Below are 20,789 nucleotides of genomic sequence, written 5' to 3'. Positions count from 1 at the left end.
AAAGGCGGGCGGGCGTTTACAGGAGGTTTATAAAATTCGGTGTGTGGGCACTGCAGAGGGCAGCCCCGAGGGCGTCCGCCGCATGGTCTGGCCGCGGAATACTGTCGAGCCCGAGGATGAGCCTGACCAGTTCCTGAACCTGCTCCTTGCCTGCACTTCCCCGGCCTACCACAGCCTGTTTTATGGCCAGCGGTGTAAATTCCCTCACCGGGAGCCCCCGCTCGGCCATGGCCATGGAGACCACACCACGGGCTTCTGCTACAGGTAAAGCACTGGTGACATTTTTTGCAAAATAAAGGGTTTCGATAGCCCCTTCGTCGGGCTGATAGAGGTCTAAAAGGTTTTTAAATTGGGTATAGATGATAAAAAGACGCTCTGGCCGCGCCAGTTTAGCTTCTGTCTCGATACTGCCATGGGCAATGTGCAAAATCCGCTGGCCCTGCTGTTCTACCACCCCCCAACCGGTAGACGCAAGGCCGGGGTCAACGCCAATAATGCGCCTAACCCCGGACTCCTCTTTGCTATTATTCTTCTTCGTAATCTTCGGGGATCTCAAGGTTGTGGTATACGTTCTGAACGTCGTCGTTTTCTTCGAGCCGGTCGATCATCTTCATGACCTTGCTGGTGGCATCCTTATCCAGGGAAACCTCTGCATCGGGAACCATACTGATTTCAGCACTCATGGATTCAAAATTCTTGGCATTCAGGGCGTTCAGTACGGCTTCGAAGTCTTCTGGTGCGGTACTTACTTCGATAATACCATCGGAAGCGGTAACATCTTCAGCGCCACCTTCGAGGGCAGCTTCCATAATCTGGTCTTCGGTGTATTTTTCACCGTCAAAAGTGATGATACCCTTGCGCTTAAAGAGCCGGGAAACAGCACCAGCGGTAGCGAGGGAACCACCAGCCTTGTTCAGAATGTTGCGGACATCCGCAGCGGCCCGGTTTTTGTTATCGGTAAGTACTTCGATCAGTACCGCCACACCCCCGGGAGCATAGGCTTCGTAGGTCAGTTCTTCGTAGTTAACCCCTTCCAGTTCACCGGTACCCTTTTTAATAGCCCGTTCGACGTTGTCCTTGGGCATGTTAGCGGCCTTAGCCTTAAGAATAGCCGTGCGGAGCCGGGGATTGGCATCGGGATCACCACCACCCATACGGGCAGCAATAGAAATTTCCTTAATCAGTTTGGTAAACATCTGGCCGCGCTTTGCGTCGGCGGCACCTTTCTTGTGTTTTATAGTGGCCCATTTACTGTGACCGGACATGATAACTCCTTATATTGGGGGGAATGTAACGATGTATAGTGATACCATAGGGGGGAAAACGTTGTCAACTGTCCCGTATTTTACGGTTCCTTGCAAAATAACGGAACAGTTTTACAAAGAGGATTTAGGGCACCTCTAAAAAGTCGCCTTTAGACAGCCTCGAACTTGCCCTTCTGGACAGCCTTTTCGATGGATTCGACCATTAGCCGTTCATACCAATCATAATTAAAGGGATGCTTGTTTCGGACTACGGGCTTCAGCACTAGCTCTAGCTGATCCTTGCAAGGCTCGCAGAGATCCCGGTCTTTAATATGGAAATAATTCCGATCCTTGATTGGGTTCTGGATAACGCGTTTGCATACATCGCACACAAGGGTCTTCATAGCAAACTCCTTTCATCAATATGGTGGGCTTCGTAAAACTGCAAGAGCAGGAAGCCCTATGTAGCATATAAATAATACTCTATTGCATGAAAAATACAAGTATGAAATGATAGATTTATGCACGATTTACCTTTTATCCCCCTGCGTCCCCTCATCATTGCCGAACTGGGTACCGGACACGGGGGGAGTCTCAGTAAAGCCAAGGAACTGGTGGATGCCGCCCTGGAAGCCGGTGCGGATTGCATTAAGTTCCAGCTGGTCTATGCGGATGAAATACTCCACCCTAACACGGGGGTAGTTCCCCTCCCCGGCGGAAACATCCGGCTCTATGACCGGTTTAAGGCTCTGGAAATGCCATTAGCATTTTTTGCTGACCTGAAAGCCTACATAGAACAGCAGGGGAAGCTCTTTCTCTGTACCCCCTTCGGCCTCCGCAGTGCTCAGGAAGTGGCGTCCTTAAAGCCCAGATTGATGAAAATAGCATCCCCTGAGTTAAACCATGTGCCCCTGCTTAAGGCCATTGCGGCATACGAGGTGCCTACCATCCTTTCGAGCGGTGTTTCATTATTAGCAGATATTGAATATGCCTTATCCTTTTTTTCCGGAAAAGCTCCGGTCTGTCTCTTGCATTGTGTAACCGCCTACCCCGCTCCGGAAAGGGATTACAACCTGCGGGTCTTAGAAAACCTTCAGCAGGTTTTTGGCATTCCCCTGGGGGTAAGCGACCACAGCATGGACCCGGTACTGGTACCGGTGCTGGCAACCCTGTTTGGGGCAAGCGTCATAGAAAAACATTTCTGCCTCTCCCGCAATGATCCCGGGCTCGATGACCCTATTGCCCTGCCCCCAGAGGATTTTTCCCGGATGGTCCGGGACGTGCGGGCGGCAGCAGCTGAACTGGAACCACTCCTGACGGTACAAGGCCTGGCCCCCGGCGGTACTACCGGCGGTGCTGCCGGCGGTACTACCGGCGGTGCTGCCGGCGGATCCTCCTATGAAGCAAGCCTTGCATCATACCGAAACCTGATGGAAGCTCCTGCTTTTATCCAGAAACGGCAGGACATCCTGACCCAGTTACAACATGAGCGGGGGGCGGCTTTCATCGAGGCAATACTCGGCGATGGGGTAAAACGACTTGCGCCATCGGAAAAGGCAAATTATGATAGAACTAACCGGTCCCTCCATGCAGTCCGGGATATTCCGGCAGGGAAGGTCATTGAAGAAGCGGATGTGGCCATTCTCAGGACCGAGAAGGTGCTCCGGCCAGGCCTGCATCCCCGTTGGCTGCATCAGGTCATTGGGAGGACTGCCCGAACCATGATACCGGCCGGAGAGGGCATACGATTCGAGGATATTTAAAGTATAAGTAAAGGAAGTAGTGATGAACATACCAACAGGTCCAGCTCAATATCTAGAACGCTTTGCAGAACAGCAGGTGAACTGCAGTCAATATGCGCTTCAGAAAATGGGTGTCGATAAAACCAGTTCCTTCATCAAGATTGATGAATATATGATTCTCTGTGCGCCCTTTCAGCTTGGTTTTAAACGGGGTATATTTTTAGCATCCCTTTCGAAACAGGAAATGACCTTTTTTCAGCGGTATCTAAATGGCATTGTGGGTGTTTCCATGGTTTTTAACCAGGCAAACCGGAAGGAACCGCTCAAACTCTTTATCCGGGGAAGCCTCGCAGCTATCGGGCCCATGAAGGGGAAGGATAACGTGGGGCTTCTCGTGGTAGATTACAAAAACTCCCCCGATGACTATGTTACCATTCTGGGCACCCATCTGGAATATATGGAACTGCTCCGGCTTAAGTGGGAAGATTTTGGTAAAACGATGATTAAAATGACCCCCGATACAGCCCAGCTCATGGGGTATAATATGTATGCCACCATTACAGAGCCTAATAAGGGGGGGAGCAGAATACAGGTATTTGCCCTGAGTTCACAGAAGATTGAGCACCTGGAATCGATGAACAGCCCCGAACGGGCCGTTGGAACCGCAGTAGCCTACCAGCTCTATTTCCGGAAATACCGTATCGCCGTCGGGGGCACCATAGAGAGTGCTACCAGGCTCCCTACCGGGATTGTGCGAACCCAGGCGAGTTTAGCCTTCAGTCCCGAACTGGTTGAAATTTTCGACGACTATCACTTTGCCGAACGGGCAAAGCGGCTTAACAATGTTCAGCAATAAGCTTAAGCCCCCGGAGGGTGAGGTCCTTATCAACAAAGGAAAAGACCCTGGTGAGGGGTGCAATAACATCACAGAGGCCACCGGTGGCAATTACCTGTAAATCTACCTGTAAATCCTCTTTAATACGGGCAATCATGTATTCCACAAGGCCCGTATAGCCGTAGACGACACCGGCCTGTATAGCGTGGAGGGTGTTCTTGCCATAGGGGGCCGGGGGCACTGCCAGCTGCACATAGGGAAGCTGGGCTGTATCCCGTGAAAGGGCATTTACCGCGGTTCCCAGGCCCGGCGCAATAGCAACCCCTTGCATGGTACCAGAGGCATCTACAATGGTAAAGGTAAGGGCAGTACCAAAATCCACCACCACACAGGCGCCCCTGCATTTGGCATAGGCTGCCATCGCATCGGCCACAAGGTCTGCTCCCACCTCATAGGGGTTTACAACATGGATTGGCAGTTTATCATATATGCTGGGGCCAACAACCACCGGTGACTGGCCGGTAAAACCTTCTACCATGGTAATCATTGGGGTCGTCAAAGAAGGCACTACTGACGAAAGACAGATTTTTCGGAGCTGTTTCGGGTCCAGGCCCTTATCCTGAAAAAGGGCTCTAAAAAGGGTACCGTATTCATCTTCTGTTTTTTTTGCCACCGTATGAATGCGCCAACTGTAAAGAAGTGTATCTCCTTTCCAGACACCGGCTACTATATTGGAATTTCCTATATCAATAGTTAAAAGCATATTCGTTCCTTTACCGATAGATTTATCAGCATTGTTCTGTCAGACCTTGCCAACAGATGGCATGTATGGCATTATGCTGACATATTATCAGCATTGGAGCAAGACCATGGCCCCACTTATTGAACCCCGGGTCCTTAAGGGATTCCGAGATTTTTTACCTGCCGCAGAAATTAAGCGGCGACAGTTAACAGAAATAATTGAACAATCCTTCCGTTCTTTTGGATTTGTCCCTATTGATACGCCGGCCCTGGAATATACGGAGATTCTCCTTGGCAAGGGAGGCGGCGAAACGGAAAAGCAGGTATATCGATTTAAAGACCATGGGGACCGGGATGTGGCCCTCCGATTTGACCTGACAGTGCCCTTTGCCCGTTTTATGGCAGAGCATCGAGCTGAACTGCCCCTGCCCTTTAAGCGTTACCATATTGCCAAGGTATGGCGGGGCGAAAACACCCAGCGGGGCCGTTACCGGGAGTTTACCCAGTGTGATTTTGATATAGTGGGAAGTGAAAGTTCGGGAGCAGATTTTGAGATACTGCTCATGATGCGGGAAACCTTACAGGCTATCGGCGTGGGGGATGTGACGATTCGGATGAACCACCGGGGGGTTTTTAACCGCTTTCTCCGCTGTCTCGGGATAGAAGACAAATCGGTAGAGATCCTGCGGACCGTTGATAAGCTCATAAAGATTGGTAAAGAGTCTACTTTATTGCAACTTTCTGAGCTTATTGGTACTGAAAAAGCAGAAAGCGTATTGCAATATATACAACCTAAGAATACTTATAAAGAAACACTAGCGGCAATGACAGAAGCCGCTGGCGGTCCCGGGCCTGATACGGAGCGGCTAGAGGTGCTCTACCGGTTTATGGAGGATGCGGGCATTGCCGATATCTTTGTGCTGGATCCATCCATTACCCGGGGACTCGATTATTACACCGGTGTTGTCTATGAGACCTTTCTGAACGACCTTCCAGAGATCGGTTCAGTCTGTTCCGGCGGCCGCTATGATAACCTGGCGGCCCTCTATTCCAAGGAACAGCTTCCCGGTGTTGGAGCCTCTATAGGGCTTGACCGGCTCATCGCTGCGTTGGAAGCTTTAGGTAGAACCCAGGCTCGTCCGGGCTATGCCCAGGTTGCCATAGCCTGCACCGATGAAACACTACAGGGCAAATACCAGGCTCTGGCGCTCGAGCTCCGCAGGGCGGGCATTGCCTGTGAAGTTTTTACAGAACCGAAAAAGCTGACCCAGCAGTACGCGCTGGCCGAAAAAAAAGGCGCCCGCTGGGTCATTGTTTGCCCAGAGGACGCCTTTACGAGGGAACCCTATCGGTTTACCCTGCGGGAACTGGCTACCCGCACAGATACCGAAGGGCTGACTATTTCGGATATTATTTCAACGACTATAGCTTAGAGAGATTCATCCAGCCCCCTCCCGCACGGTCAATTTCTTGCCGCAGGAGGGGCGGTAGGAAAGGACCATACTGGACCATGATGTTCAGTATACGCCCCTTTTTGTATCCCGATCATAACACTACGTTGCTAGGTACGTATTTCATCAATATATTTCTGTAAAAGCTGGACGAAACGATCCATTTCTGCGGGCTGAATATCACCGATATTTGCTATACGAAAGGTATTTGCATCGGACAACTTACCGGGATAAATTGTAAATCCAGCCCTGCGTGCTATATCATGGAGCTCATTAAAGTTATAACGGGTATTTTCTGGTTCCAGTATAGCGGTAATAAGTTTTGATTGATATTCTGGTTTTACAAGGCACCTAAGCCCAATACGGTCAATACCTTTAATTAACGTATTCCAGCATGCACTATACCGGGCATAACGGCCTTCTATGGTTTCCACCTTTGCTTCGATAATTGCCTGACGTAAAGCATAAAAAGCCTGGACCGGTGGTGTAAACCGGGTTTGCAAGGTCTTCTCAAAGTAAGCATGCTGATCCCACAGGTTAAGATAAAAACTACGCATTGGAATTTTTGCAGTCTCAGCTAAACGATCACGTCGACATATCACAAAGGCAATACCAGCCATACCCTGTATATTCTTATTAGAAGTACTGGCCATAAAATCGACATTAAGGGCCGATAAATCCATTGGAATACCTGCGTAAGCACTGACAGCATCTACGATGGTAATAATTCCCAAACGTTTACATATTTGGCCGATACTCGGCAAATCCGTTAAAAGCCCTGTCGTAGTTTCATGATACACTACCGCCAGATGGGTAAATTTACCAGCTTTTAAGGTAGCTTCAAGAGCATTTAAATCGACCGGTGCCGTAGTAGAACTTTTAAATACTTCATAGTTCAGTTTGTAGACCCCAGCAATCTTTGCCATACGGGCCCCATAAACACCATTATCAATGACTAAAAGGCGGCCATTTTCAGGAACTACACTGGAAATCATCGCTTCATCAGCGGAAGTTCCTGAACCACCCCATAGGACAGTTACATATTCTGAAGGATCGGCAACAAATTTAGTAAGTTCCGTCCTGGTCCAATCCATTATCTGACCAAATTCTTTTTCCCGAGGACAAATATCAGCTTGAACCTGGGCATATTTAACCGAGTCCGTTGTTGTAGCAGGACCAGGATTTAAAAGGACTTCGCGGCGAACACGCCGAAGGGCTTCTGCTTGTTCTATTTGGGGCTGTATTTTCTTTTGGGCTATTTCAAGATGATGCTCATCATCTATTTCCCGCCATAAGAAGTTATCAATCCGTAAAATATGAATAGGATCGTCTTTTGATACAGCGGCCATGGCATGTTCATATTCAAGCATCGGTTTTTCAGCAAATACCGATTCAGCATAAGCACACATGCCTTGTAGTGTTGATGGACGCAATTTAGTTATTCCAACGAGTTCTCCATCATTTCGAGATAGATCTTCTCGCCGTTTTGAAAGCTTAACCAGGCGTCCATCGGGTCCCGATTCCAAATAAACCTCATCACCCGACAAAGTAGGACCAGAAGCAAGTAAAAGATCGGGTCTAAGATCATTAGCTAAAGCAAAGAGTCCTGCACTATCATAAATAAGATCCGATTCTAACAGAAAGAAATCGGTGGTTACCCTATCTCGTAATTCATAGAGGGTTCGCATACTACCAGACTGAGCGTATATTGGATTAAGTATAGTCTCTATAATATGATACTTTTTCGCGAGAGCTTCATAATACTCTGCACAATGGCCGGTTCCAATAATAATCCGTTCAACACCAACTGCAATAAGCTTCCGTATAGAAGCTTCAACAATAGGCATACCACCTAATTCAAGAAACCCCTTTGGCATGGCCTTCGTACGTTCCTTGAGTCGAGATCCAAGCCCAGCACCAAGAATAACCGCTTCACGTACCATATATGTTACCTCACCTTTTTAAGAAATTTCGGAGCCGCTCTGCAACTTCATAGGGCTTTGTTTTGGGGCGACCTAACTTTTCAGGGGCTCCTTGTTTAATTCGAGCGTGAACAAACAAAAGCCCACCTTCTTGAGCCCATTTGGATAGTACTCCTTCGAGCTCCTGTGAATTTCTAACCTCAACAGCCTTTGGATAACCTGCAGAAAGAGCAAGGTTTTTCCAGTTTACCGTACTAGAAACAGTGAACTGGCCTCCAGTAGATTCATGGGCATTATTATCGAGCAATATATGTAGTAAACGCTTAGGTTTATACGCAGCGACCACTGGCAAGGCACCCATCCGCATGAGCATTGATCCATCACCATCGAGAGCAATAACAGGTCTTTCGGGCTGAGAAAGGGATATACCAAGACAAAATGAAGAAAGACACCCTAAGGACCCAACCATATAAAAATTACGTTCATCATCCCCTAACTCATACAATTCACGACCTGTAAATCCGGTGGTGGCAGCAATTACTGCTTCTTCTGGTGCAGATCGGCGAACTACTGAAAGAAGACTATTCCTAGCAGGCAATCCTTCTGGGGATGTAACCTTTTTATCATCTTTTAAACTAACCTTTGAGAAGGTTTCTTTTTTTACTATAAAGAAAAATGGATACCCCTTTGCTATCACATCCTGGGCCTGTATTAATTGGGCTTCTGCTTGGGCTTGCTCATTAGACAGATAAGCCCATTGTATTTTCATCGCAGAAAGCAGATCGCCGGTAATAACACCCATAAGCTCATGCTGAGGCTCATCGGCTAAACCCGGCTCACCACGAAGGCTCACAAAACCTAAAAGGGGAATTTTAAAAATTGCATTGAGGGAAGTAAGGGGGGATACGGCATTCCCAAGGCCAGAATTCTGCATAAGCACCACCGTCTTACGGCCTGCGACCTGTGCACCAGCACAAATCGCAACCGCATCTCCCTCGTTAGCAGCCATGACATATTCACATTCATTGACGGCATAGTTAATCAGATCCTTAAGAAAGGAACAGGGGACACCAGAATAAAAATCAAAACCAGCGTTTTTAAGACTCTCACCGAATTGATAGGTATCTAACATTATTTTGTCTCCGGAATTAATTCTAGAATTTCTTTTATAGGCATACAAATTTCATCAGCTTCGAGGGATCGTTTATTGGCAAGAATTAGCTCTGCTGCTTTTACCATAGCAGGGTAGGAAGCACGAAGTAAATGATTTGCATAAATTATAATGCTTGCCCCCCAGGATGCTAGTTCATCTTCGGTAAAACGATTATAGGTCGTAGGTACCAATACGAGCGGAACATGAGGATAGTCTTTCCTAAAGGATAGACAGAATTCCTTAATGTCATTACCCGATTTTTCTTTACTATGTATCATAATACCATCAGCACCGGCGGCAACATAGGACCTGGCCCGGGTAAGTGCCTCATTCACATCCCTTCCGGCAATAAGGCTTTCGATGCGGGCAATAATCATAAAGTCTTTTGTTACCTGTGCACGTTTTCCGGCACTAATTTTAGAACAAAATTCATCAATTGGAGCTAATTCCTGTTTAACTTCAGTCCCAAAAAGGGAGTTTTTCTTGAGGCCAACCTTATCTTCAATAATTACCGCTGAAACTCCATGACGTTCAAGGGTGCGGACAGTAAACACAAAGTGTTCTTCGAGCCCACCGGTATCTCCATCAAAAATAATAGGTTTTGTTGTACATTCTAATATGTCGGTTAAATTCTGTAGCCGTGATGTCAAATCTACCGCTTCTATATCCGGCTTACCCTTTACGGTAGAATCGGTTAAACTGGATGACCACATGGCATCGAAGAATCGCTTACCATCGGGGGCCTCGAATTCGATATTTTCTACAATAAGCCCGGACAAACCTGAATGGGCTTCTAGAACTCGTACGATAGGTTTTGCGGCTAAAAGTCGCCTGAGGGTCTTCATGCGTATTTCAGGCGTAGTCCCAATGGCTTTGAGACTTTCATTAAGGGCACTCGAGTTAATCCCCTTTGTGTAAGGTATTTCAATAACACTCCCCCCGAGTTCAGCCATAACTGCAAAGACTTCTTCCCGGAGAGAGCTTTCAGGACCATTTTTCCAATCATCCCCATGAATAATAAAATCAGGACGATATTTACGTAAGTTGGGAACATAGGACCATTCATCCTGAGGAACAACCCTGGAAACTCCTTTTAAGTTCTCTACAACCTCACGACGTTGTTCATAACTTAAATAGGGTAATCGCTTATGGCTGGCAATAGCCTTGTCGGTGAAAAGCCCCACGAGCACGTCTCCGTGTTTTGATGCTTCTCTTACAATATTAACAATCCCAGGATGAATAATATCACCTATCATTCCTAAATAGACAATTGGCACATGAAACTCCTCGTTTTCCCATTTCTATACAGTAATGGGGTTTTCACATATGGGCCATATTTTATAGAATAACACCTTTATGGTCAATTTATATGTAATGTATTTTCAGCCAATCCGTCTCTGCCACAGTAAAGTGGATTCAGCAGGACCCCTTCCCGGTCAATTTCCTGACGCAGGAGGGGTGGCAGGGAGGGACCATACTGGACCAGATCTAACGGCAGGGGAAAGCTCTTTCTGGTAAGATGAGCAAGAAGTTCTATCCGTTTCTGTTCAAATTCTGCAGGGGGTATATCAATTTTAAGAGCAATATCGATATCCCCCCCACGTTTTTCGTCATGAACCCGGCTACCAAAGATAATAATAGGAACTGGACCAAAAAACCTATGTATTGATGCAACAAGCTCTCGTTTTAACGATTCAGGAATCCGCATGGTTACCGAATCCGTATTTTGCGATAAACTGTTTTACGTTATTGTAGTAATTCATGATTGTGGTATAATGGTTTATGCAGAACTGTAAGTCCAGAAGGGCCTGTTCCATTTCTGCAGGATAATCATGTTCCAAATGGTTTCTTGCTTCTCGTAATCCTATCCAGGTCTCCAGGTTATCAATAATCCCCTCTTTTTCAATGATTGCAAGCACCTCACTGAGCGATTGAGCGCCAATACCTGCCAGATCCAAGATAGCCGGAAAGATTTTAGCACCAAGATAATCCTGAATTGATGCAAACCGTTTAAGATAGGCATCGAAAATTGCCTTTTCTTCGGGCTTAAGCTGTTCGAACAGATCGGGCTGAAACACCGGTTTTTCAAGCATTAGCTGATCTATGAGCTTTTTGTAGGCTGTAAAAGCAGTAATGTGGCGGTCGAGTTTAGCAATACGCTCAGCTACGATATGCTCAATATCGATCATACTTGGAAAGGTATCTGCAATCGCTGGTCTTGTCAACCTTTATTTTTTGTAAAACGCTGACAGACTTGCTCAAGCAGGGTACAGGAATGTTCTATAGTCCAGCGGGAAAATCACCGCTTCTCGTAATTCTTTTCGATCCAGTCGCGGTAGGAACCACTGCGGACATGCTCGACCCAGGTGGGGTTCGTGAGGTACCAGCGGACGGTGCGGCGGAGGCCTTCGGAGAAGCTTACTGACTGTTTCCAGCCAAGTTCAGTTTTGAGCTTCGTGCAGTCGATGGCATAGCGGCGGTCATGACCGGGGCGGTCTTTGACATAGGTGATGAGTGCGCGAAGGCTATCGGCGGGTTTGCCGGTTTCTTCGGCTACTATATTGATGAGCTCCTGGAGGAGTTCGATGTTCTGCCACTCGTTTTCGCCGCCGATGTTGTATTTTTCCCCTACCCTGCCCTTTTGCATCACAAGCCAGACCGCGCTATTGTGGTCCTCTACATAGAGCCAGTCCCGGATGTTTTTGCCATCCCCATAGACTGGGAGGGGTTTCCCTTCGTTCATGTTCATAATCATGAGGGGGATAAGTTTTTCCGGGAATTGATAGGGGCCATAGTTATTAGAGCAATTCGTGAGGGTTACCGGGAGCCCATAGGTGTGGCAATAGGCCATGACAAGGTGATCGCTTCCAGCTTTGCTTGCTGAATAGGGCGAGCGGGGATCGTAGGGGGTTGTTTCGGTAAAGTAGCCCGTTTCTCCAAGGCTCCCATAGACTTCGTCGGTGGAAATATGATGGAAGAGCACAGGGCTGTTGTCTGCAGAGGCGGAGCCATGGTGGGGGCTATAGCGGCCAGCCCAGGCAGTGCGGGCTACATCGAGGAGCGCAAAGGTGCCCATGACGTTGGTGCGGACAAAGGCCTCTGGCCCGAGAATAGACCGGTCCACGTGACTTTCGGCCGCAAAGTGGATCACTCCATCAATCTCGTAGTCTTTAAAGATGCGTTCCACCAAGGCGCGGTCGCAGATATCGCCCTGCACAAACACATAACGTGGATTCGTGCCTTTGCCATACTGCTCAGCAATATCAGCAAGGCTTTCGGGGTTGCCCGCATAGGTAAGAAGGTCCAGATTGATGATACGGCCAGCAAAGCCTGAGGGCCCGGTAAGAAGGTAGCGGATCATGTTAGAACCGATAAAGCCAGCACCACCGGTTACTAAAAGGTTCTTAAACGTGCGCATGGGGTTGTCCTTATGATATTGTAGTTATAGTGTCTTTAAAAACTCCACGAGGCTCTCCCGCCAGGCGGGGACAGGGATGCCGAAGGATTTGATTTTTGCTTTGGAAAGGACTGAATAGGCGGGGCGGCGGGCTTTAGTAGGATACTGGTCGGTGGTGAGGGGGCGGACGGTGCAGTCCTTTGTAAGGAGGCCGAGCTTCCGGGCTTCGTCATGGATGGCGAGGGCAAACTCGTACCAGGAGCATTCGCCGTCGTTTGTAAAGTGGTAAATGCCGGCTGGTACATCTGGTTTTGTGATGAGCCCATAGATCGCGGCGGCGAGGTCCCGTGCCCAGGTGGGACTCCCCTGCTGGTCTGCAACAACACCGATGCTGTCCCGTTCTTTCATGAGGCGGAGCATGGTAAAGACAAAGTTCGGGCCATGGGCTCCGTAAAGCCAGGCGGTACGAAGGACGATGGAATCTGGCGCGGCACTCATAACTCGGCGCTCCCCGGCTTCCTTCGTCCGCCCATAGGCGCCCGTAGGACCTGTAGGGTCATCAACCTCATAGGGGCGGGGCTTGCCATTAATTATATAAGGCACACCGGAAAAAACATAGTCCGTAGAAATATGGAGGAGCCGGGCACCCTGAGATGCTGCAAGGCGTACCAGGTTTTCAGGGCCTTCGGCATTGAGGCGCAGGGCAAGGTCTTCTTCGTCTTCTGCTTTATCTACCGCCGTATAGGCCGCACAATTGATAATCCATGTAATGGGTTTATCGCGAACAAAGGTCTCGAGGGCGGCGGTGTCGAGAAAGCTCACTTCCCGATCGGTGCCAACAACAGGAAGCCCTTGGGCTTCGAGATATCGGGTAAGCTCGGTCCCGAGCATCCCCCGGTTTCCAACAATCCAAATCATAGTTGTTCCTTTTGTAGGGCTGTAAAATATGGCAGTTGTGCATCCTTGGCGGAAACTTGGACATCGGTGAGGGGCCAGGGTATGGCTAACTCAGGGTCATTCCAGCGGATACCCCCTTCGTCTTCCGGGTGGTAGTAGTCGGTACATTTATAGGCAAATAGGGCAGTTTCGGAAAGGACCACAAAGCCGTGGGCAAAGCCTGGGGGTATATAAAACTGGTTATGCTGTTCACCGCTCAGGATGAGGCCATAGTAGTGACCAAAGGTTGATGAACCGGGTCTTATATCGACGGCTACATCATAAACTTCCCCTTGAATTACCCTGACCAGTTTACCCTGGGGATGCTTTTTCTGAAAATGAAGGCCTCGGAGGACTCCTTTACGGGAAAAGGATTGGTTATCCTGCACAAAGCGCATGGTAAGGCCTGCGTCGTGAAAGTCCCGTTCATTGAAGGACTCTAAAAAATAGCCCCTCGCATCACCAAAGACTTTTGGTTGGATGATAAAGAGGCCTTCTATAGGGAGCCTGGTTACGGTAATGGGCATGGTTACTGCTCCGCCACATAGCGCAGATATGCGCCGTAATCGGTTTTAAAGCTCTGGGCCAGGTTGATGAGCGCATCCCGGCTTATAGTGAGCCCAGCTGTCAAGACCATTTTAAAGAAAAAATAAAGTGGATAGGAGTAAGGGGTTCTAGGCAGATAGAGCCTCCTCTATTGGTTGAGTACGCTTAAATGCCTGTTCATAGATTTCATCTGGGGTAGCATAGTCCAACGATTGATGATACCGTTTACTGTTGTAAAAGGTTACATAGGTTTCTAAGCCCTCCTTCAGTTCTGTCATAGTCTGATAGTCTTTGATATATATGTCTTCGTACTTGATAGTACGCCAGACCCGTTCCATGTAGATATTGTCCAAGGCTCTGTTTTTGCTATCCATGCTGATACGAATGCCGTAGGATTCAAGGACTGATATAAATGCATCGCTGGTAAACTGACTACCCTGATCAGTATTGAAGATGGCAGGGATTCCCCATTGGGTAATTGCTGCTTCAAGGGCTGCTACACAAAACTCCGTATCCATCGTATTTGATACTTTCCAGGACAATATTTTACGAGAATACAGGTCAAGTATGACCACGAGATAGACAAAACCCTTACCAAGCTTAAGGTAGGTAATATTATCCGTTGCCCATACCTGGTTAGGCACCCACAGTACCATGTTTTTCAGCAAATAAGGGTACTTTTTGTGGCCCTTTGCTTGCATATTGGTCCGTTTTTTGGGATATATGGCCCGTAAACCAGCTTTATGCATGATACGACGCACCTGTTTCCGTGTTACCCCCATATCTGCTAAGGCACGAGCTATTTTGCGATACCCATAAAACGGGTGAACTTTGAGCTCTTCCAGAATGGCCTTCAAAATGGCAAGGTCTTTATCCTCGTCCTTTTCTACGGCTTTGTAATAGTAACTCGCTCGACTTATTCCTAGTATTCGACATTGGTCTCGTATCGATAAAACCGGGTGTTCTGGTTCTATAGCGGCGGTTCGGTCCCGTACAATTGTTTGTACTTTTTTTTTAAGAATTCGTTCTCTATCTGGAGCTTACCGATTTGTTTATACAGTTCATCCTGTTTCTGCTCCAGCTCGTGCCGTTCCGTATCCTTCCCTGGCTTTTCAAAGAGCACTTCAGCTCCTTCAAGAAGCTGTTTCTTCCAGAGGGTCACCATGTTTGGATGAACCTCATAAAGAGCTGCCAGTTCCTGGACCGTTTTATCACCGCGAAGGGCTTCGAGAGCCACCTTCGCTTTAAATGCCTTATCGTATCGTTTCCTCATGTTGGTAGTTTCCTCCTGTTAGGCAGGTTATTTCTGTACTCCTACCACCTTATTTTTACATTTTTTTGGCCCAGTTTCCAGGGCTCATTATAACCTTTGGCGCTCTTTTCCTGGCGATGTTTATAGCTTTTGTGCTTGAATGGATTGAGTCTATCCGCAAGGATCCGGAAGCCATGGCTAAAATTCGGGAGGCCCTGGCCCACGCCAAGAAAGCCTAATGCGTTGGGGGAGATCTGCATTTTAAGCAATCTTCCCCTTGAAACAAATTCATAAAGGGGTAGAATATAAACATGACCCTGTTGTTTGTACTCAGCTTATGTGCCATAACTTTTATATTTTCCGCCTTTCTGGTAAAGCTTATTATCAAACTGGCTCATCGGTATTTCTGGTTTGATCATATTGATGAACGGAAAATCCATACCGGGCAGGTTCCCCGTTTGGGCGGCGTAGCCTTTATTCCGGCCTATCTCATGGTAATCATTATCCTTACTGTTATGGAAGTCTGGAAGGAACAGGTAACTGGTTCCTTTGTGCTGGTGCTCGTAGCTATGGTATTTATCGTTATCTTTGGTATCTGGGACGATTTTAAACCCCTCCGAGCCCGCTATAAGGCACTGGTGCAGATGATTGCGGCTTTGTTGGTCGTTTTTGCAGGGTACCAATTCCGTATAATTGGACTTCCCTGGACAGGGGGACAATTAAATTTAGGTGTTGCGGGTCCTCTTATTTCTGTTATCTGGATTGTGGGTATTATTAATGCTATTAATCTTATCGATGGGGTTGATGGGCTAGCTGGCGGCGTTTCATCTATTATTCTCCTCTCTTATGCGGTTATTTATGCATATCAGGGAAATATGCAGGCGGTAATGCTCTGTCTCCTCCTTATCGCCGGTATTGGGGGCTTTCTTGTCTTTAATGCACCTACACCGCGGGCAAAAATTTTTATGGGGGATACGGGGAGTCAGTTTTTAGGCTTTATTATTGCTCTCATGCCCCTTATGGGCTTTAACTACGAATTGCCCGGTCGTGGTGTGGGTCTCCCTTTTGCGGCGGCTCTGACCCTGATCCCAATTTTTGATACCTTTGCGGCCATGTGGCGCCGGATCCGGGATGGCCGGTCCATCTATACTCCTGACCGGGAACACACCCACCATAAGCTCATCAACCTGGGATTAACAGCCCCTCAGCTCGATGCCCTCTTATATGGAGTCCAAACACTTATCGGTATTGCGGTGATCCTGGCCCTGACGGTGGCCCAAAACTATCGGTATATACTGCTCCTAGCGGCTTATATCGTGGGAATAGCCTTTTTTACGGTCCTGCACTATATGCATAAGGGCCATATGCTCAAGGGACAAGGGGATAGATAAGGAAAAGCTGTTTATAACGGTATAGAAGGGTCTGTTTCATATAGGTTGATCCAAACCCCCACACTCGCTGGGCGTTTGGGTATTCATGTAACAGCTTCTCTGCCAGTCTTTTTCCCTCTGCCTGGGCTTGTTCCCTCCGTTGGGTAATCCGAGCAAGCTCAGCTTCATTCTTTGCACATATAGTCTTTGCTGCATCCCTAGGGCTTACCATAGGTTTATACTTTCACTCCTGTACGTAAGGCTTCCTGTTCTATGAGCCGATTCGGATTTCTCGACAGAACCACATCTATTTTTTGGTCTCCAATGCGCTGTTTCAGTAAAATCGGTTATACGCATAGCTATTTCTCAGAATCATTATAGCATTATCCAAGGGGCAAGCACAATGATTCCGGCAATAGCTGGCCCGCAGGCGCGGCCTACCCTGCCCTACCAGCGCTCCATGGCTTTTTTAAAAGCACCGGCTGAATTGCGGATGATGCTTTCGTCAACACAGTAGGCCAGGCGGAAATAGCCGCTCGCGCCGAAGCCGGTGCCGGGGACAGCCAGGATGAGGTGGTCCTTCAGGTGGTTCACAAACTGTACATCGATGGGGGTGGCGCTGTCTGCGGCAACGGCAGGACCGTGACGCCGGGCCGGGACCTGGCAGAAGAGGTAGAAGGCACCTTCGGGCTCGATATAGGGGATACCTGCGGCGTCGAGGACCTGCTTAAAGGCGTCCCGCCGCCGGGCGTAGACCGATACATCAACCTGCGCAGTAGTGAGTTGGGCCACGATTCGCTGCATGAGCGCCGGGGCATTCACAAAGCCGAGGACCCGGGTAGCATAGGCCAGAGCTCCGGCCATCTCCTGTTTGTTGGCAAGATTCGGTCCCAGGGCAATATAGCCAATCCGTTCGCCGGGCAGGGAGAGGGTCTTGGAAAAGCTCGTCACCACGATGGATTCTTCATAGGCAGACAACACCGGTGCTACCTCCAGGTTTTCATAGACAATTTCCCGGTATGGCTCATCGGCGATCAGGTAGGGATAGCGACCAGTCTTTTTCCCATGCAGGCGGAGTGCTTCTGCCAGGGCGTGAATGGTGCTGGCAGGATATATGCGGCCTGTGGGATTATGGGGTGAGTTGATGAGCACCGCAGCGGTTTTTTCGGTTAATACAGCGGCTATGGCGTTTACATCGAGGTCAAAGTCGGCCCTTGCAGGTACGAGGACCATCCTGCCGCCGTGGTTACTGATATAGGAGCCATATTCTACAAAATAGGGCTTTGATACCACTACTTCGTCGCCAGGATTAAGAATTGCCTTAAGGACTACATTAAGCCCTCCCGCAGCACCTACGCACATCACTACATGGGATCCATCAATCTGAACGTGATGATCCTGGCTGGCTTTTCGTGCCATGGCTTCCCGTACCTCAGTAAAACCTGGGTTAGGCATGTAGCCGTGGGAGCCCGGGGCATCCTCGGTGGCGAGCTCGACCAGGGTGGTATGAAAGGCCGGCGGAGGCTCAATATCGGGATTGCCGATGGAAAAATCAAAGACCTTATCGGCTCCATACTGCTTTTTGAGGGCTGCGCCTTCTTCGAACATTTTTCGGATCCAGGAACCGGATTCCTGGGCTTTTTTTATGGCATCGGCAATCGGCATAGGGCTCCTCCTTTGGCCTTGGTTATATGCTACATCATGCTAGAACAGACCAGGGTTCACACCAGGGTCCGGGCAATACGGACGATATCCGCAAAGACACCGCCGGCGGTTACCTGGGCACCTGCACCGGGGCCTTTGATAACCATGGGGAGTACACTGTAGCGGTCGCTGGTAATAACCACAATATTATCCGCATCGACCAGGGAACGGAAGGGACTCTGGGCCGGTTCTTCCCGGAGGGATAGCCGGGCCTTCCCATCCTCTATGACGGCGACATACCGCAGGGCCTTTCCCTGGGCGGCGGCTTTCTGGCGCCGTTCTTCGAAGAGGCTGTCGGCCTTCTCGAGTTCCGCGAAAAAGGCATCCACCGTGGGAGCCGCGAGACAGGATGGGGGGAGGATTGGATCGATATGGACCTGATCGAACTCGATGTTCATGCCGCATTCCCGGGCGAGAATCAGGGCTTTCCGGGCCGCATCCATTGCATTCAGGTCGTCCCGTGGATCCGGTTCGGTGTAGCCCTTTTCCTTTGCCTGGCGGACCAGGGCTGAGAAGGGCACGGAGCCGTCAAAGTTGTTAAAAATATAGCTCAGGGTGCCTGAGAGCACCGCTTCGAGCCTTCGGATCCGGTCGCCCGAAAGGGCCAGGTCGTGGATGGTCGAGATAACCGGGAGGCCCGCACAGACCGTGGTCTCATAAAGGTAGGGGATGCCCCGTTCCCGGGAATAACCTGTCAGGGCATGGTAATAGGCAAGGGCCCCTGAGTTGGCCCGTTTGTTGGGGGTGACCACGGGGATTGCACTTTGCAGGATTTCCAGATAGCGCTCTGGAACCTGGTCGGCGGCGGTGCAGTCGCAGAAGGCCGAGTTGGGAAGATTTAAATGCTTCATTCTGTTGATGAACTCATCCAGGTTCATGGGTTCACCCTGCTCAAGCAGTTCTTGAACCTTTGCGGGGTCTATGCCCTGGAGATCGAAGCGCATCTTTTTTGAATTGGCTACGCCGATAAGGTTAATGCGGATCTTGTGTTCATCGGCCAGGACTTCCTGCTGGGTGGCAATTTGCTGGAGCAGGGTACCGCCAATAAGGCCTGTTCCCACCAGGAAGAGGTTTACCGTCCGGAGCCCTGCCAGGAAGAAGGCATCATGGATGGCATTCAGAGCCTTGCCTTCATCGAGGCGGGAGATGACCGCTGAAATGTTTAACTCTGAGGAGCCTTGGGCGATGGCAACGATGTTAATGCCATTACGGCCCAGGGCATGAAAGACCTTGCCCGCAATGCCGGGGGTGCTCTTCATCCGTTCGCCCACCACAGCCACGATGGAAAGGTCCTTTTCTATGACCGGCGCATCGATGGCTCCATGGGCAATTTCCGCTTCAAACTCTTCTTTAATTGCCGCGGCGGCCTGCAGTGCATCCTTGGGAAGAACCGCAAAACAGATGGAATATTCACTGGAAGCCTGGGTTATGAGGATGATGTTGATTTTTTTGCGGGCGAGGCAGCTGAATAGGCGGGAGGAAAAGCCCGCGACCCCTACCATACCCGATCCCTGAATGCGGATAAGGGCGATATCCCGCATGGAGCTGATGCCCCGAACAGGATAGGTGCTTGGGGGTACCTGATTTGCGATGAGGGTTCCCCGGCAAGAGGGGTTAAAGGTGTTCCGAATCCGGATGGGGATGCCCTTTTCCAGGGCGGGCCGCACCGTAGGCGGATGGAGTACCTTGGCGCCGAAGTGGGATAACTCCATGGCTTCCTGGTAGGAAATAGACTCGATACGGAAGGCATTGGGGACAAGTTTGGGATCGCTGGTGAGGATCCCATCCACATCGGTATAGATTTCTATTTCCTTGGCACCGATGGCAGCACCAAAGATGGCCGCCGAAAGGTCCGAACCGCCGCGGCCGAGGGTGGTTGTTTTGCCATCGGCGGTGGATCCGATAAAGCCGGTGGCAATCTGGAGGGCTTCATGGGTTGTCAGGTAGGCCTGGATCCGGGGATAGGTTTCTTCCGGTAGAAAACGGGCTGAACCAAACTGGTCATCGGTGCGAACCACTTGACGGGCGTCGAGGTATTCTGCCTTCTGACCGCTGGAACTAAAGACCTGGGCAATGATAAAGGCCGAAAGCCGTTCCCCAAAACTCATCACCAGGTCCAGGGTTTTTGGCGAAAGCTCGCCTATGGCGGCTACACCATTCAGGATATGCTCCAGGTGGGCGCACTGTTCATCAATATATAATTGGACCGATTGCTGGTCCTGGGATGGTATGAGAGCCGAGACAGTATCGAGGTGCCGACTTTTCAGGGCGGAAACCATAGTTGTAAAGATTCTGTCGCCGGCTTCCGCCTTTTTCGCCATGTCGATGAGGGTGTCGGTAACCTTTGAGAAGGCAGAGACCACCACAAGCCGGACCCGGCCTGAGTGTTCTGCATCCTGAACTATTGAAACGAGACTGCGGATCGCCTGGGGGGACCCGACCGATGTACCACCAAATTTCAGTACCAACATACCCTACTCCGTATATTTATGCAAA

The 20,789-nt window shown here is 49.4% G+C and carries 22 protein-coding genes; 5 read left to right on the top strand and 17 right to left on the bottom strand.

Annotation, left to right across the window (positions count from 1 at the left end; genetic code table 11):
- Window positions 1-16: 16 nt before the first annotated feature.
- The 3 genes from ruvC to SPICA_RS06805 form a co-directional block, all read right to left on the bottom strand.
- Complete coding sequence (gene ruvC / locus SPICA_RS06815) at window positions 17-556, bottom strand: crossover junction endodeoxyribonuclease RuvC (protein WP_013968796.1); 540 nt, start codon at window positions 554-556, stop codon at window positions 17-19.
- Window positions 525-1,265: a YebC/PmpR family DNA-binding transcriptional regulator gene (locus SPICA_RS06810; RefSeq protein ID WP_013968795.1), complete on the bottom strand. Its 741-nt coding sequence runs from the start codon at window positions 1,263-1,265 to the stop codon at window positions 525-527. Before SPICA_RS06810 ends, ruvC begins: the two co-directional genes overlap by 32 nt.
- Before the next feature lie 149 nt (window positions 1,266-1,414).
- Complete coding sequence (locus SPICA_RS06805) at window positions 1,415-1,648, bottom strand: hypothetical protein (RefSeq protein WP_013968794.1); 234 nt, start codon at window positions 1,646-1,648, stop codon at window positions 1,415-1,417.
- 117 nt (window positions 1,649-1,765) lie between these two features.
- Here SPICA_RS06805 and SPICA_RS15730 point away from each other — a divergent pair, with 117 nt between their 5' ends.
- Complete coding sequence (locus SPICA_RS15730; protein WP_013968793.1) at window positions 1,766-3,007, top strand: N-acetylneuraminate synthase family protein; 1,242 nt, start codon at window positions 1,766-1,768, stop codon at window positions 3,005-3,007.
- Window positions 3,008-3,029: 22 nt separating this feature from the next.
- Complete coding sequence (locus tag SPICA_RS06795) at window positions 3,030-3,842, top strand: PilZN3 domain-containing protein (RefSeq protein ID WP_013968792.1); 813 nt, start codon at window positions 3,030-3,032, stop codon at window positions 3,840-3,842.
- Here SPICA_RS06795 and SPICA_RS06790 read toward each other — a convergent pair.
- Entirely contained in the window at window positions 3,823-4,584 is a 762-nt protein-coding gene (locus SPICA_RS06790) for a type III pantothenate kinase (protein WP_013968791.1), read from the bottom strand. The two genes, SPICA_RS06795 and SPICA_RS06790, sit on opposite strands and share 20 nt — an antisense overlap.
- Before the next feature lie 106 nt (window positions 4,585-4,690).
- Here SPICA_RS06790 and hisS point away from each other — a divergent pair, with 106 nt between their 5' ends.
- Window positions 4,691-5,995, top strand: a complete 1,305-nt coding sequence (hisS, locus tag SPICA_RS06785) for a histidine--tRNA ligase (protein WP_013968790.1) — start codon at window positions 4,691-4,693, stop codon at window positions 5,993-5,995.
- Between the two features lie 128 nt (window positions 5,996-6,123).
- On the opposite strand, the gene SPICA_RS06780 is transcribed toward hisS, so the two are convergent.
- The 10 genes from SPICA_RS06780 to SPICA_RS06735 all read right to left on the bottom strand — a co-directional run bounded on the left by SPICA_RS06780 (window position 6,124) and on the right by SPICA_RS06735 (window position 15,240).
- Window positions 6,124-7,956, bottom strand: coding sequence for a 2-aminoethylphosphonate aminotransferase (locus SPICA_RS06780; RefSeq protein WP_013968789.1), 1,833 nt, complete (start codon window positions 7,954-7,956; stop codon window positions 6,124-6,126).
- 10 nt (window positions 7,957-7,966) lie between these two features.
- Entirely contained in the window at window positions 7,967-9,067 is a 1,101-nt protein-coding gene (gene aepY, locus SPICA_RS06775; protein WP_013968788.1) for a phosphonopyruvate decarboxylase, read from the bottom strand.
- Entirely contained in the window at window positions 9,067-10,365 is a 1,299-nt protein-coding gene (gene aepX, locus SPICA_RS06770) for a phosphoenolpyruvate mutase (protein WP_013968787.1), read from the bottom strand. The genes aepY and aepX overlap by 1 nt, the downstream gene beginning before the upstream one ends.
- A gap of 83 nt (window positions 10,366-10,448) precedes the next feature.
- A complete protein-coding gene (locus tag SPICA_RS06765) occupies window positions 10,449-10,796 on the bottom strand; it encodes a nucleotidyltransferase family protein (RefSeq protein WP_013968786.1) in 348 nt (115 codons plus the stop codon).
- Window positions 10,783-11,277, bottom strand: a complete 495-nt coding sequence (locus SPICA_RS06760; protein WP_013968785.1) for a hypothetical protein — start codon at window positions 11,275-11,277, stop codon at window positions 10,783-10,785. The genes SPICA_RS06765 and SPICA_RS06760 overlap by 14 nt, the downstream gene beginning before the upstream one ends.
- 110 nt (window positions 11,278-11,387) lie before the next feature.
- Window positions 11,388-12,506 carry a dTDP-glucose 4,6-dehydratase gene (rfbB, locus tag SPICA_RS06755; protein ID WP_013968784.1) on the bottom strand — a complete coding sequence of 373 codons (1,119 nt, stop codon included), beginning with the start codon at window positions 12,504-12,506 and terminating at the stop codon, window positions 11,388-11,390.
- 24 nt (window positions 12,507-12,530) lie between these two features.
- On the bottom strand, window positions 12,531-13,403 hold the full coding sequence (gene rfbD, locus SPICA_RS06750; protein ID WP_013968783.1) for a dTDP-4-dehydrorhamnose reductase: 873 nt from the start codon (window positions 13,401-13,403) through the stop codon (window positions 12,531-12,533).
- Window positions 13,400-13,948: a dTDP-4-dehydrorhamnose 3,5-epimerase gene (rfbC, locus tag SPICA_RS06745; RefSeq protein WP_013968782.1), complete on the bottom strand. Its 549-nt coding sequence runs from the start codon at window positions 13,946-13,948 to the stop codon at window positions 13,400-13,402. Before rfbC ends, rfbD begins: the two co-directional genes overlap by 4 nt.
- Window positions 13,949-14,095: 147 nt before the next feature.
- The gene (locus SPICA_RS06740) at window positions 14,096-14,941 is read right to left on the bottom strand and encodes an IS3 family transposase (protein ID WP_013968781.1); all 846 of its coding nucleotides are present in this window, start codon (window positions 14,939-14,941) and stop codon (window positions 14,096-14,098) included.
- A complete protein-coding gene (locus SPICA_RS06735) occupies window positions 14,938-15,240 on the bottom strand; it encodes a transposase (RefSeq protein WP_013968416.1) in 303 nt (100 codons plus the stop codon). Before SPICA_RS06735 ends, SPICA_RS06740 begins: the two co-directional genes overlap by 4 nt.
- A 65-nt stretch (window positions 15,241-15,305) precedes the next feature.
- Between SPICA_RS06735 and SPICA_RS15430 the strand changes: the two genes are divergently transcribed.
- Both SPICA_RS15430 and SPICA_RS06730 read left to right on the top strand, forming a co-directional pair.
- On the top strand, window positions 15,306-15,458 hold the full coding sequence (locus SPICA_RS15430; RefSeq protein WP_156789641.1) for a hypothetical protein: 153 nt from the start codon (window positions 15,306-15,308) through the stop codon (window positions 15,456-15,458).
- Between the two features lie 72 nt (window positions 15,459-15,530).
- Complete coding sequence (locus SPICA_RS06730) at window positions 15,531-16,610, top strand: glycosyltransferase family 4 protein (protein WP_013968780.1); 1,080 nt, start codon at window positions 15,531-15,533, stop codon at window positions 16,608-16,610.
- Here SPICA_RS06730 and SPICA_RS06725 read toward each other — a convergent pair.
- The 3 genes from SPICA_RS06725 to thrA form a co-directional block, all read right to left on the bottom strand.
- Window positions 16,588-16,821, bottom strand: a complete 234-nt coding sequence (locus SPICA_RS06725) for a hypothetical protein (RefSeq protein ID WP_013968779.1) — start codon at window positions 16,819-16,821, stop codon at window positions 16,588-16,590. The genes SPICA_RS06730 and SPICA_RS06725 overlap by 23 nt on opposite strands.
- Before the next feature lie 215 nt (window positions 16,822-17,036).
- Complete coding sequence (locus SPICA_RS06720) at window positions 17,037-18,254, bottom strand: pyridoxal phosphate-dependent aminotransferase (RefSeq protein WP_013968778.1); 1,218 nt, start codon at window positions 18,252-18,254, stop codon at window positions 17,037-17,039.
- A gap of 56 nt (window positions 18,255-18,310) precedes the next feature.
- Entirely contained in the window at window positions 18,311-20,764 is a 2,454-nt protein-coding gene (gene thrA / locus SPICA_RS06715; RefSeq protein ID WP_013968777.1) for a bifunctional aspartate kinase/homoserine dehydrogenase I, read from the bottom strand.
- Window positions 20,765-20,789 lie beyond the last annotated feature (25 nt).

This window comes from Gracilinema caldarium DSM 7334 (assembly GCF_000219725.1).
GTDB classification, from domain to species: domain Bacteria; phylum Spirochaetota; class Spirochaetia; order Treponematales; family Breznakiellaceae; genus Gracilinema; species Gracilinema caldarium.
The sequence above is the reverse complement of the archived record's forward strand: the minus strand, read 5'-3'. Positions and strand labels throughout refer to the sequence as shown.